The 12,580-nt window shown below is 70.1% G+C and carries 15 protein-coding genes; 3 read left to right on the top strand and 12 right to left on the bottom strand.

The genetic code is table 11. From position 1 onward, the window contains the following. Window positions 1-4: 4 nt before the first annotated feature. Window positions 5-466: a hypothetical protein gene (locus AD72_RS33610; RefSeq protein ID WP_031470687.1), complete on the bottom strand. Its 462-nt coding sequence runs from the start codon at window positions 464-466 to the stop codon at window positions 5-7. 63 nt (window positions 467-529) lie between these two features. Further along, a complete protein-coding gene (locus AD72_RS33605; protein ID WP_031470686.1) occupies window positions 530-937 on the bottom strand; it encodes an NTF2-like N-terminal transpeptidase domain-containing protein in 408 nt (135 codons plus the stop codon). 102 nt (window positions 938-1,039) lie between these two features. Here AD72_RS33605 and AD72_RS38145 point away from each other — a divergent pair, with 102 nt between their 5' ends. Then, on the top strand, window positions 1,040-1,354 hold the full coding sequence (locus tag AD72_RS38145) for a hypothetical protein (RefSeq protein ID WP_031470685.1): 315 nt from the start codon (window positions 1,040-1,042) through the stop codon (window positions 1,352-1,354). 102 nt (window positions 1,355-1,456) lie between these two features. Here AD72_RS38145 and AD72_RS37380 read toward each other — a convergent pair whose 3' ends face one another. The 6 genes from AD72_RS37380 to AD72_RS33575 are packed head-to-tail and all read right to left on the bottom strand — an operon-like array spanning window position 1,457 to window position 7,353. Continuing rightward, window positions 1,457-1,615: a hypothetical protein gene (locus tag AD72_RS37380; protein ID WP_020498293.1), complete on the bottom strand. Its 159-nt coding sequence runs from the start codon at window positions 1,613-1,615 to the stop codon at window positions 1,457-1,459. An 18-nt stretch (window positions 1,616-1,633) separates the two neighbouring features. Beyond that, window positions 1,634-2,239 (bottom strand): imidazoleglycerol-phosphate dehydratase HisB, encoded by a 606-nt coding sequence (hisB, locus tag AD72_RS33595; RefSeq protein ID WP_031470684.1) that lies wholly within the window; start codon window positions 2,237-2,239, stop codon window positions 1,634-1,636. Beyond that, on the bottom strand, window positions 2,236-3,345 hold the full coding sequence (locus tag AD72_RS33590; protein ID WP_031470683.1) for a histidinol-phosphate transaminase: 1,110 nt from the start codon (window positions 3,343-3,345) through the stop codon (window positions 2,236-2,238). The genes hisB and AD72_RS33590 overlap by 4 nt, the downstream gene beginning before the upstream one ends. Next, window positions 3,342-4,658, bottom strand: a complete 1,317-nt coding sequence (gene hisD, locus AD72_RS33585) for a histidinol dehydrogenase (protein ID WP_031470682.1) — start codon at window positions 4,656-4,658, stop codon at window positions 3,342-3,344. The genes AD72_RS33590 and hisD overlap by 4 nt, the downstream gene beginning before the upstream one ends. Window positions 4,659-4,714: 56 nt before the next feature. After that, the gene (locus AD72_RS33580) at window positions 4,715-5,884 is read right to left on the bottom strand and encodes an aminotransferase class V-fold PLP-dependent enzyme (protein ID WP_031470681.1); all 1,170 of its coding nucleotides are present in this window, start codon (window positions 5,882-5,884) and stop codon (window positions 4,715-4,717) included. Further along, window positions 5,881-7,353, bottom strand: coding sequence for an ABC transporter substrate-binding protein (locus AD72_RS33575; RefSeq protein WP_156365506.1), 1,473 nt, complete (start codon window positions 7,351-7,353; stop codon window positions 5,881-5,883). Before AD72_RS33575 ends, AD72_RS33580 begins: the two co-directional genes overlap by 4 nt. 64 nt (window positions 7,354-7,417) lie before the next feature. On the opposite strand from AD72_RS33575, the gene AD72_RS33570 reads away from it, so the two are divergent. Beyond that, window positions 7,418-7,879 carry a hypothetical protein gene (locus AD72_RS33570; protein ID WP_031470679.1) on the top strand — a complete coding sequence of 154 codons (462 nt, stop codon included), beginning with the start codon at window positions 7,418-7,420 and terminating at the stop codon, window positions 7,877-7,879. Here AD72_RS33570 and nadC read toward each other — a convergent pair. The 3 genes from nadC to nadA form a co-directional block, all read right to left on the bottom strand. Beyond that, a complete protein-coding gene (gene nadC / locus AD72_RS33565) occupies window positions 7,876-8,712 on the bottom strand; it encodes a carboxylating nicotinate-nucleotide diphosphorylase (RefSeq protein WP_031470678.1) in 837 nt (278 codons plus the stop codon). The genes AD72_RS33570 and nadC overlap by 4 nt on opposite strands. Beyond that, window positions 8,709-10,319 (bottom strand): L-aspartate oxidase, encoded by a 1,611-nt coding sequence (locus AD72_RS33560; RefSeq protein WP_031470677.1) that lies wholly within the window; start codon window positions 10,317-10,319, stop codon window positions 8,709-8,711. The genes nadC and AD72_RS33560 overlap by 4 nt, the downstream gene beginning before the upstream one ends. 70 nt (window positions 10,320-10,389) lie before the next feature. Next, entirely contained in the window at window positions 10,390-11,382 is a 993-nt protein-coding gene (nadA, locus tag AD72_RS33555) for a quinolinate synthase NadA (RefSeq protein ID WP_031470676.1), read from the bottom strand. A 35-nt stretch (window positions 11,383-11,417) separates the two neighbouring features. Between nadA and AD72_RS33550 the strand changes: the two genes are divergently transcribed. Further along, window positions 11,418-12,119, top strand: a complete 702-nt coding sequence (locus AD72_RS33550) for an NUDIX hydrolase (protein WP_031470675.1) — start codon at window positions 11,418-11,420, stop codon at window positions 12,117-12,119. A 14-nt stretch (window positions 12,120-12,133) separates the two neighbouring features. Here the strand turns inward: AD72_RS33550 and AD72_RS33545 are convergent. Continuing rightward, the coding region (locus AD72_RS33545; protein ID WP_031470674.1) for a DUF2567 domain-containing protein at window positions 12,134-12,580 on the bottom strand (447 nt) is incomplete at its 5' end.

The raw sequence follows: 12,580 nt of genomic DNA, 5'->3' as shown, positions 1-12,580 counted from the left end.
GGATTCAGCTGCCCGGAGCGGATCCGCTCAGTCCCGAATCCACGATGCACCACTTGTCGTCCTGGTACTTCGCGCGGATCTCGCCGTTCTTGTCGTCACTGACCTTGTTGCCGAGGATGCTGCCCTGCGCGGTGGTCTTCACCGGGGCCTTGGCGAAATCGCCGTCCTCCTCGATCGGTCCGGACTGGGTCATCTGGTATTCGACGTTGAGGAATTTGTCCCGCAGTTCCTGCACGGTGTCCCGGGAGTCGGTGCCCGAGCACCGCAGCTTGTTCACCTCGTCGAAGTTCCCGGCGTTCACGGCCTTGATCGACTGCTCGATCACGGTGTTGGCCCCGGATCCCCCACCGAGGGTGAACACGAGGATGAGCACGACGGCGAGGATGACGACGAAACCGCCGAGGAGAACGGCAAGGCGTTTGCCTTTCGTCTTCCCCGGCGGTGTCGACGGAAGCGGGTAGGTCACGGTGACTCAGTATCCACCACCGGACGAGTCCGAGCCAGAGCCGTAACCTCCCCCGTACGAGGGTTAGAAGCCAGAAGAACCGCCCGAGCTGCCTCCGCTGGGCTTAGTGTCTTCTATTCCAATGACACACCAGCCATTGTCCCCGTTCTGGGCTTCGATCGTCCCAGTGAGGTCCTGATCTAACTTCTGGCCCATCAAGGTGCCGGAGACCTTGGCCTTTATCGGGGCGCTTGCTTTGTCGCCCTCTTCTTTGACGTCTCCAGCCAGGCTCATCTCGATCTTGAGGTTCTGGGTGTTCTTCTTCATCCTCTCGACGCCCTTGGCGAAGTCCTTGTCACTGATCTGTTTGCAGGAGACCTCACGAAGCTTGTTGGCATCCTGGCTGCTCAGTGCACTGACGTAGTCGTTCATAACCCCGGACGCGCCGCCACCGAGGGTGAACACCAGGACGAGCACGACCGCGATCACCACGACCCCGCCCCCGGCGATGCCGAGGATCAGGCCGGTCTTCTTCTTGGGCGCGGGGCCACCCGGGACCGGGCCGCCGAAGCCGGGCTGCTGGCCGAACTGCTGTTGCCCGAACTGTTGCTGGCCGTACGGCGGCTGCTGACCGTACGGAGGCTGCTGGCCGGGCTGTTGCGGGTAGCCCTGCTGGGGATATCCCGGCTGCGGTCCACCCGGCTGCTGGCCGAAGCCACCGCTCGGCGGCCCGGGCTGCTGCGGACCCGGCTGTTGCGGTCCGGGCTGTTGACCACCCGGTTGTTGACCGAATCCGCCCCCTTGCGGGTACTGGCCTCCATAGCCGGGACCCTGCGGTCCCTGTGGGCCTTGCGGCCCCTGCGGACCTTGTGGTCCCTGCGGCGGATATGTCACGGTTACCCCTCGTAGCTGGTTTGGAATCGAACATCGGGAACGATACTTCGTGCCCTCTTTCGTCCGCACCTCGAGTTGCACGATTCGCGGAACTCGATCACTCAGGGTAAGTGAACATCAGGTGGAGAGGTACCAGACCACGCCGCCCGCGATGGCCAGCAGGGCGAGCAGCAGCAGGATGATCGCGAAGAACTTGGCCGTCTTCCATACGGAGATTACTCCGCCGATGAGGAATCCGCCGAGCGCGAGCAGCAGGATCCACAGCCACTCTCCCATTTACAGCACTCCCATTTCTTAAAGCACTCCCTTGGTCGACGGAATCCCGCCGGCCCGCTCGTCGGATTCCACGGCGGCACGCAGTGCCCGCGCCACCGCCTTGAACTGCGCTTCGGTGATGTGGTGCGGATCGCGGCCGTAGAGCACCCGGACGTGCAGCGCGATCCCGGCGTGGAAGGCGAGCGAGTCGAACACGTGCCGGTTGAGCACGGTCGGGTAATGCCCGCCGACGACGAAGCCCTCCAGCAGCTCGGGTTCGCCGCTGTGCACGCAGTAGGGCCGCCCCGAGACGTCCACCACGGCCTGGGCGAGCGTCTCGTCCATGGGGATGAAGGAGTCCCCGAACCGGCGGATTCCCGCCTTGTCCCCGAGTGCTTCGCGCAGCGCCTGGCCGAGCACGATCGCGGTGTCCTCGACGGTGTGGTGCGCGTCGATGTGCGTGTCGCCGGTGGCGCGCACGCTCAGGTCGAAGGCGCCGTGCACGCCGAAAGAGTGCAGCATGTGGTCGTAGAACGGGACTCCGGTGTCCACCTCGACCTTCGGCGGAACCGAGCCGTCCAGGCCGAGTTCGACCACGATGCTCGATTCCTTCGTGGTGCGCTCGATGCGCGCAACGCGGTTCATGGCTCAACCACCCCGTTTTTCGTGACCTGCAGGAAGGTGTCGTTCTCCTCGCGGGTGCCGAGGGTGACCCGCAACCGCCCGGGAATACCGACATCCCGGATCAGCACCCCCGCGTCCACATAGGACTGCCAGACCCGGTGCGCGTCCTCGAACGGCCCGAACAGGAAGAAGTTCGCATCACTGGGTACGACATCGAAACCCATGTCCCGCAAGGCATCCGTGACCCGGTCGCGTTCCGCGGCGAGGGTCGCCACTCCGGCGAGAGTGGCGACCGCGTGCCGCAGTGCCGCCCGCGCGGCCGCCTGGGTGAGCGTCGCGAGGTGATACGGCAACCGCACCAGCGCGAGGGCGTCCACCACGGCCGGAGCGGCGGCGAGATAACCGAGGCGCCCACCGGCGAAGGCGAACGCCTTGCTCATCGTGCGCGAGACGACCAGTTTTCGGGGGTACTCGGCGATCAACCGGGTGGCGCTCGGCTGATCGGAGAATTCCGCGTAGGCCTCGTCGACCACGAGCAGACCCGGTGCCGCCTCGGCGATCCGCGCGATGTCCTCGATCGGGACCGCCTGCCCTGTCGGATTGTTCGGGCTCGTCACGAACACCACATCGGGTGCGTGCTCGGTGATCAGGCGCGCTGCCTGCTCCGCGTCGAGGGAGAAGTCCGCGCGGCGCGGGGCGGGCAGCCATTCGGTCCTGGTGCCCGCCGAGATGATCGGGTGCATCGAGTAGGACGGCTCGAACCCGAGCGCGCGCCGGCCCGGCCCCCCGAAGGCCTGCAGCAGCTGTTGCAGGATCTCGTTGGATCCGTTGGCAGCCCACAGGTTCTCCGCGCCGAGCGCCACTCCGGTCGCCCGGCTCAGGTAGGCGGCGAGATCCGCGCGCAGCGCGGTGGCGTCCCGGTCCGGATACCGGTTGAGGGTGCGCGCGGCCCGTTCGGTCTCGGCGAGGATGTCCGCGACGAGTTCGGCGGGCGGTTCGAACGGGTTCTCGTTGGTGTTGAGCCGAACCGGCACATCCAGCTGCGGTGCGCCATAGGGGCTGCGCCCGCGCAGGTCCGCACGCAGCGGCAGGTCCTCGAGGCTGATCTCGCTACCCGGCCCGGTCATCGCCGCTCCTCGAACCGCGCACTGATCGCCTGTCCGTGCGCCGGCAGGTCCTCGGCGTTCGCGAGCGTGATCACCTTGTCCGCCACGGCTTTCAGCGCCGCCTCGGAGTAGTCCACCACGTGGATCCCGCGCAGGAAGGTCTGCACGGACAGCCCACTGGAGTGCCGCGCGCAGCCACCGGTCGGGAGCACGTGGTTCGAACCCGCGCAGTAGTCGCCGAGCGAGACCGGGGCGTAGGGGCCCACGAAGATCGCGCCCGCGTTGCGCACCCGCCTGGCGACCGCACTCGCGTTCTCGGTCTGGATCTCCAGGTGTTCGGCGGCGTAGGCGTCGACGACCGCGACCCCGTCCTCGATCCCGGAGACGAGCACCGTTCCGGACTGCTTGCCGCGCAGGGCTTCGGTGATCCGCTCGGTGTGTTTGGCGTTCGTCACCCGGCGCTCGAGCTCGGCGTCCACGGCGTCGGCCAGCTCGTCCGAATCGGTGACCAGCACGCTGGCCGCGAGGGTGTCGTGCTCGGCCTGGCTGATCAGATCCGCGGCGACGTGCACCGGATCGGCGCTCGCATCGGCGAGGATGGCGATCTCGGTCGGGCCGTTCTCCGCGTCGATGCCGATCAGCCCGCGCAGCAGGCGTTTGGCCGCGGTCATGTAGATGTTGCCCGGGCCGGTGATCATGTCCACGCCCTCGAGCGCCGAACCCTCGGTATCGGTGCCCCCATAGGCGAGCAGGGCCATCGCCTGCGCCCCGCCGACCGCCCAGACCTCGTCCACGCCGAGCAGTTCGGCGGCGGCGAGCACGGTCGGGTGCGGATATCCGTCCTGCTGCGGCGGCGAGCAGACCACGAGCGATTCCACGCCCGCTGCCTGTGCCGGGACCACGTTCATCACCACGGTGGACGGGTACACGGCCAGCCCACCGGGCGCGTAGAGCCCGACCCGGCGCACCGGGACCCAGCGTTCAGTGACCGTGCCGCCCTCGGCGAGCGTGGTCGTGGTGTCGGTGCGGCGCTGATCGGCGTGCACCGCGCGGGCCCTGGTGATCGTCTCCTCGAGCGCCGCGCGCACATCCGCGTCCAGCCCGGCCAGCGCCTCAGCGCGCGCCGCACGGGGCACCCGCACGGTGTCCGGGCGCACCTTGTCGAACTGCTCGGAGTACTCGAGTACGGCCTCCACCCCGCGCTCGCGCACCGCGTCCACGATCGGCCGCACCCGATGCAGCACGGCGTCCACGTCCACCTCGGCGCGCGGCAACATGCCGCGCAACGCGGACGGTGGCGGCGCCTGGGGCCGCAGATCGGTGCGGGTCAACATCGGATACTCCTCGATGACGGTGATGCCTCAAGGGTACGGGCGGGGCCGCACCCGGCTCAGGCCAGGGCGGCGACCGCGTGCACCAGCGCGTCCAGCTCCGCCTCGGTGGTGAAGTAGTGCGGCGAGGCCCGCACGCAGCCGTCGAGGCCGCGGGCGCGCCAGTCGAGCAGACCGTCCGGCATCGCGCCGCCGCCGACCACGATCCCCTTCTGCCACAGGGCTTCGCGCACCGCGTCCACCGGTGTCCCGTCGACCGCGAAGGTGACGATCCCGCCCTGCTCCCGGCCGGGATCGAGCACCCGGACACCGGGCAGCGCACCGAGCGCCGCCCGCAGGTAGGTGCCCTTGGCCAGCACCGCCTCCCCGATCGCTTCCAGGCCGAGCTCCAGCGCGTAGCGGGCGGCCCGGATCAGCCCGAGCCGGGCCGCGACGCCGTACTCGAACAGTTCGTACTGCGCACCCGGTCCGGAGTGGATGTGATAGCTGTCCGGACCGTCCAGGCTGGCCGCGCTGTCCATGATCAGCCGCGGCCACAGCCGTTCGTCCTGGCGCACCGCGAGGAAACCGGTGCCCCGCGGCCCGCGCAGCCACTTACGCCCGGTCCCGGTGATCATGTCCACGCCGAGTTCCCTCATGCGCACCGGGAACTGGCCGACCGACTGGCAGGCGTCGAGCAGCACGAAGGCACCTACCTCGTGCGCGGCCGCCGTGATCGCCGCGACCGGGCTGATCAGGCCGGAGTTGGTCGGCACGTGGGTCACCGAGACCAGTTTCACCCGCTCGTCGAGCATCGCGCGGGTCGCATCGACATCCACCTGCCCGGTCTCATCGGAGGGCATCTGCTCCACGGTGAATCCGGCGCGCTCGGCAAGGCGCAGCAGCGCGATGACATAGCTGCCGTATTCGACCTGGCTGATCAGCACCCGGTCCCCCGGGCCGAGCGGGATCGCGTCCAGCAGCGCGAGCCAGGACCGCGAGGCGCTCTCGGTGAACGCGATCTCCCCGGGGGCGCAGTCGAGCAGTTCGGCGAACACCGGGTACCCGGACCGGAGCTCGGCCTCGCGCTGCGCGGCCGCCCGGTACCCGCCGATGCTCGCCTCGGCCCGCAGGTGCGCGAACATCTCCTCGAGCACCGGGCTGGGCGGCAGCGAGGATCCGGCGCTGTCCAGGAAGATCCGTTCGTTCAGGGCAGGAGTGTCGGCACGAACCGCGGACAGGTCGATCATGTCGTCCACTCTGGCAAATTCCAGTACAGCCCCCAAGTGAATTGCGGGCGCACCGGATCGAGCACCGGCTGATAGCCGCGCAACCGGTCCGCGACGAGATAGGTGTGCGCCATCCGGGCCAGCACCACCAGATCGGGTTTGGCGAAATAGGCCCGATCGGCCGCCCGGTAGGCGATCGCGCGCTGGGCGGGATCGGTCTGCGCCTGCGCGGTCGCGTCCGGGATCCCCGGGGCGAACGGGTCCCCGCGAGCGACCAGTGCGGCCTCGCCATCGGCGGGTTCACCGCTCGCCGGGTCGACCTGGATACCGACCGTGCGCATGTCCTTGGCGAAGCCCTCCGCCAAGGCCTTCGCCTCCGGGTCGCCGTCCGGATAGCGCAGCGTGAACCGTGCCTGGGTGCCGTGTTTCGCTCGCACCGCACCGGGTTTCGCGGTCCAGCCCGCCTGCTGCAGTTCCTGTTCGGCCTTGCCCTTGGCGTACTGGTAGCGCGCGCTCGGATCCTGGTACTCGGGCTGCGCCGAGGTGAACGGGGTGGACGCGGGTTCGCCGACACCGCCGAGGGCATCGCGGACGAGCGCGGACCGGTCCAGCGCGCGGTTCATCGCATCCCGCACGCTCTGGTCCCCGGTGACCGGGTTGTCCTCGGGCAGGGTGACCGCGCGGTATTCGGCGCTCAGCGATTCGACCGCGCTCGTCCCGTCGACCGGGGACTGGCGGTTGCTGTTCGCCACTCGCGCGGCATCGGCCTTGTGCTCGCGCAGATCCGCGAGCCGGGCCCGCTCATCGGGCTGGAACCGCACGGTGATCCTGTCCAGCTTCGGTTTGCCGTCCCAGTAGTCCGTCCGCGCCCGCATGGTCAGGGACTGCCCGCGCCGCCAGTCCACCGCGGCGAACGGGCCGGTGCCGACCGGCCGGGTACTGATCGGCAGCCGCCCGGCCGGTTCGCGCTCGCGCAGCGCCGCGGCGGGCACGATGCCGAGGGTGAGCAGCCGCTCGAACCCCGGATCCCGGTGCGCGAGGGTGAATCGCACCGAACCGTCCCCGGCCTCCTCCACCGCGCGCAGATTGGCGTAGCGGGCCCGAAGCGGGGAACGGTAGACCGGGTCGAGCACCGCGCGATAGGTGGCGACCACATCGGCCGGGCGCAGCGGGCTGCCGTCGGAGAACCGCACCCCTTTCCGGATCGGCACGGTCAGCCGTGTCCCGCTCGCGTCCGGTTCGGGCAGCGCGGTGGCCAGAGCCGGTTCGGCGCGCCCGTCCGCACGGTGTTCGAGCAGCCCGTCGTAGAACTGCGCGGCGCCGTCCGGGGCGTATCCGGCGACCGGGTTCAGCGTCGCGGGTTCACTGGCCACGTCGATGGTCGCGGTCCGCATCGGCGGCCTGGGCTGTGGTTGCGGCGCGGTGCCGGTGCACGCGGACAGCGTGAGCAGGCACAGCACGAGCAGGGTCGGATACATCGCGCGCGGCACGGCTGTCACAGTATCGGTTACCGTCCCGCGGAGACCGAGACCCGTTCAGGAAGGCGGCGAGACCGTGACCCAGGCGCGCACCCCGGAGCCGGAGGCACCGGCGCGCAGGCGGCTCCGGCCCCGCACGAAGTGGCTGACCGTGATCGTCATCGTGCTCATGCTCGGCTGGATCGGGTACCTGGTCGTGGGCATCGCCACCAACGACACGATCCGCAGCGCGACCTCGGTGCCCCAGCTCGCCTCGATGGTGCAGCAGAACCTGCGCGCGCACAACGGCAAGGAACTGCAGACGCACTTCGCCGCGAACACGATCAGCATGGACTACGGCAGCACCTTCGTGGACAAGCTGGAGGACAACGGGTACTCCGACATCCAGGTCCGCCCGGGTGCCGGGTTCATCGAGGTCACCGCGTCCGGGGCGGATGGCACGAAGCTGTGCACCGCCTGGGACGCGGACCAGTCCGAGGACGGCACCTATCTGCTCGACCCGACCCCCTCGGTCAACCCGACTGCCTGCCGCGGTTAGTGCGTGTCCAGGTCGAGGGCGATGTCCAGGGCCGGGGAGGAATGGGTGAGCGCCCCGACCGCGAGGTAGTCCACCCCGGATCGCGCGTACTCCGCGGCCACCTCGATGCTCAGCCCGCCGGAGGCCTCGAGCAACGCACCGGATCCGTGCTCGTCCCTGCGGCGCACGGCGAGCGCGCAGTCGGCGGCGCTGAAGTTGTCCAGCAGGATCTCGCTCGCCCCCGCGGCCAGTGCCTCCTCGAACTGGGCGAGGTCGTCCACCTCGACCTCGCAGGGCAGCTCGGGGGCGTGCAGCCGGGTGGCCTTGATCGCCGCGGTCACCGAACCGGCCGCGACCACGTGGTTGTCCTTGACGAGCACGGCGTCCCCGAGTCCGAGGCGGTGGTTCACCCCGCCGCCGCAGCGCACCGCGTACTTCTGCGCGGCGCGCAGCCCGGGCAGCGTCTTGCGGGTGTCCCGGATCCGGCAGCCGGTGCCCTCGGCCTCGGCGACCCAGCGCGCGGTGTGGCTGGCGATCCCGGACAGGTGGGTGAGGAAGTTCAGCGCGGTGCGTTCGGCGGTGAGCATGGCCCGCACCGGGGCGCGCACCACGAGCACCTCGCTGCCCCGGCGCAGCCTGCTGCCGTCCTCGATCCGGTCCAGCACCTCGATCTCGCCGGCCACCTCGGTCAGTGCCCGCTCGGCGAAGTCCACCCCGGCGAGTACTCCTTCGGTGCGCGCGGTGAACCGCCCGATCCCGACGAGGTCCTCCCCGATCGTCGCCGCGGATGTGGCATCCGGGCCGTAGCGCAGATCCTCGGCGAGCGCGCTCGCGACGAGTTCGGTGATGTTCATGCGGCCAACCGTGCCCTTTCCTTGCCGATCACCAGCGGTCGCCCGGAAACGTCCAGACAGACGAACGCACTGTGCCCGAAGCGCGCGTCGTCGCGTTCCGGGAAATCCACCCGCACATGGGCACCGCGGGATTCCTCGCGATGCAGCGCGGAGAACGCGAGCGCCTTGGCGGTCAACGTCATCGCGGCCCGCTCCACGCCCTCGCGTGTCCACAGTGGACGGACGGTGGCCATCGCGGTGAGCTCCTCGATGGCGGTGCGCATTCCCTCGGCGTCCCTGCCGATGCCCAGCCGCCGGCTCAGTACCGGACGCAGCCGCCGCGCCGGTGCCATCGGCTCCGCGGGAAGGGAGGGCTCCTCGAGCCTGCCCGTCTCCGGTGCCTCGCCGAGATCGGCCCGCACCGCCTCGGCCACCCGTCCCCCGGTGACCAGTCCCTCCAGCACGCTGTTGGAGGCCAGCCGGTTCGCCCCGTGCAGACCCGTGCGCGCGACCTCGCCGATCGCGTACAGCCCGGGGACCGTGGTGCGCCCGTCCACGCTCGCGACGACCCCGCCACAGGAGAAGTGCGCGGCCGGAGCGACCGGAATGGGGTCCCGCGCCGGATCGATGCCCGCCTGCGCGCAGGCGGCGTGCACCGTGGGGAACCGCGCGGCGAATCCGCCCCGGGCCACCGCGCTCGCGTCCAGGTACACGTGCTCGGCACCGGTTTCGGCCATCGAACGCGCGATCGCCGCGGAGACCACATCGCGCGGGGCCAGATCGGCGAGTTCGTGCACCCCGGTCATGATCCGGCGCCCGCACTCGTCCACGAGCACCGCGCCCTCCCCGCGCACCGCCTCGGTGACCAGCGGGCGCTGACCGGTCACGTGCGCCCCGGTGTAGAGCACGGTCGGATGGAACTGCACGAATTCCAGATCCGCCACCAGCGCCGAGGCACGCAGCGCGAGCGCGATCCCGTCCCCGGTGGCCACCGCGGGATTCGTGGTAGCCGTGTAGAGCTGGCCGAGCCCGCCGGTGGCCAGCAGCACCGCGGGCGCGCGCAGCAGCCCGGCCAAGCCGCTCTCGTCGAGCACCAGCAGCCCGCCGACCGCCCCGGTCGAGGTGCGCACCGCGTCCACGGCCACATGCCCGGTCAGCACCGGAACCGTGCCACTGGCCGCGGCGACCAGCGCGCGCTGCACCTCCGCACCGGTCGCATCGCCTCCGGCGTGCACCACCCGGAACGCCCCGTGGCCGCCCTCCCTGGTGCGGGCGAGGCTGCCGTCATCGTCCTGGTCGAACACCGCGCCGCGATCCCGGATCCCTTGTACCGCAACGGGTCCGTCCGCGAGGATGGCAGCAGCGGCCGCGCGCTCGCACAACCCGGCCCCGGCAGCCATGGTGTCCGCGAGGTGCGCCTCGATGTCGTCCCCGGAGGCCGCGGCGTCCTGCGGGAACACCACCGCGATCCCGCCTTGGGCGAACCGGGTGCTCCCCTCGGCCACTTCGTCCTTGCTCACCACGAGGACCCGGAGGCCGCGCTCGTGTGCGTGCAGCGCCGCGGTCAGCCCGGCGACCCCGCTGCCGACCACGACCAGGTCGGCAGCCGCTTCCCAGCCGATACTCATCGCACTCGCTCCTTGGGGGAGCTCGGCGCTTCGCAGCGACGCCGTGTCATTGAAACGCTGCCGAGCTCGCTCATTCCCCGCCCCCAGATTTCCCGATCCCGATCATGCGCTCCACCGCGGTCCGCGCCTGTCCGGCGATCCGCTCGGGAACCCGCACCTCGTCGGTTCCCGCGCGCAGGCAGTCGAGCACCTTCTCCGGCGTGATCATCTTCATGTACCGGCAGGAGGCTTTTTCGTTGACCGCACGGAAATCCACCTCCGGCGCGGCCTTGCGCAGCTGGTGCAGCATCCCCACCTCGGTGGCCACGAGCACCGAACGCGCGCCGGTTTCCCTTGCCGCGTCGAGCATTCCGCCGGTGGAGAGGATGTGCACCCGTTCCTCGGCGACCGCGCCCTCCCCGGCCAGGTACAGCGCGGAGGTCGCGCAGCCGCACTCGGGGTGGATGAACAGATCGGCCTCGGGCGCCCGGTCCGCGCGAGCGGCGAGCTCATCGCCGTTGATGCCCGCGTGCACATGGCACTCCCCTGCCCAGATGTGCAGGTTCTCCCGCCCGGTCACCCGTTTCACGTGTGCGCCGAGGAACTGGTCCGGGCAGAACAGCACCGGCTGGTCCGCCGGGATCGAGCGCACCACGTCCACGGCGTTCGAGGAGGTGCAGCAGATATCGGTCTCCGCCTTGACTTCCGCGGTCGTGTTCACATAGGACACCACGACCGCCCCGGGATGCTGCTGTTTCCACTCCCGCAGCTGTTCCGCGGTGATCGAGTCCGCGAGTGAGCAGCCGGCGCGCGCGTCCGGGATGAGCACGGTCTTGTCCGGGGCGAGGATCTTCGCGGTCTCGGCCATGAAGTGCACCCCGCAGAACACGATCGTGCTCGCCTCGGCCCGTGCGGCGATCCGGCTCAGCGCGAGCGAATCCCCGGTGTGGTCGGCGATGTCCTGCACTTCGGGGAGCTGATAGTTGTGCGCGAGGATGACCGCGTCCTGTTCCCGCGCGAGCTCGCGCACCTGTCGCGCCCACTTCGCGTCCGCCACCGTCGCCGTCGTCATCGGGTCCTCCATCGACCAGGCTCAGTTTTCGACTTATAATCGAAAACATGCCTTCGTATGCTACCACCGACAGCCCCGATATCGGGCACGAAGTGCTGGCCTCGGTTTTCCAGGTCCGCGGCGACGAGGCGGGTGCGCTGGGATTACACGCGCTGCTGTGGCGACGGGCACGGCGTCCGGAATCCGGGAAATGGGCGCTGCCCGGTGGCCGGCTGTGCGCGGACGAGGACGTTGCGAACTCGATCAGCAGGCAGCTGGCGGAGAAGGTGGATGTGCGCGAGTGCCAGCATCTGGAACAGCTCGCCGTGTTCAGCGCGCCGGACCGGACCGGGAGCACCCGGCTGCTCGCGACCGCGTTCCTCGGGCTCGTGCCCGCGGACGCCGATCCCGAACTCCCCGAGGACACCGCATGGCAGCCGGTGGACCGGTTGCCACGGACCGCCTTCGACCACGGTGAGATCGTGCTGCACGCACGGGACCGGTTGCGCGCCAAGCTTTCCTACACGAACATCGGGTTCGCCCTCGCGCCCGCGGAATTCACCATCGCCGGGCTGCGCGAGCTCTATTCCGCCGCGCTCGGCTATCCGATCTCGGCGACCAATCTACAGCGGGTACTGACCCGCAGGGGCCTGCTCGAACCCACCGGGACCACCAGCCCCTCGGGTGGCCGTCCGGCCGCGCAGTACCGGTTCACCCGCAGGGACATGCTGGTGACCGATCCGTCCGCGGTGTTCAAACCACCGGAGTGATCAGGACCGGGTGTTCAGGAGAGCCGCCGCCCCAGATCGTGCATCCCGTTCCACACCGCGAGCACCCCGTAGGCGAGCGAACTGCCCAGCCCCCAGCTCACGATGGGCAGGATGCCACCCGATTCCGGGGCACGCAGCACGAACTGGCCGGCCTTGGCCGAGCCGGGCGGCGGATAGAAGCCGTTCGCGAACGCGGAGCCGATGGTGAGGGTGAGCCAGCCCGCCACGAGCGCGCCGAGCACGGCGGCGATCATGATCACCGGGCCGCGCCGTTCGCGCAGCAGCCACACCGCGGCACCGAGCAGGGCGCCGATCGCGAGGCCGAGTACCGCGTGCAGCGCCACCGCATCGAAGGCGTGCAATTCCTCGTCCGGCAGCGGAAGCGGACCCTGCGATGCGGTGATCAGCATCCGGGTCGGCGGCGCGATCATCGCCCAGATCCAGCCTGCCGGGATCCCGGC

It is taken from the genome of Sciscionella sediminilitoris (assembly GCF_000737195.2).
GTDB lineage: Bacteria > Actinomycetota > Actinomycetes > Mycobacteriales > Pseudonocardiaceae > Sciscionella > Sciscionella sediminilitoris.
The sequence above is the reverse complement of the archived record's forward strand: the minus strand, read 5'-3'. Positions and strand labels throughout refer to the sequence as shown.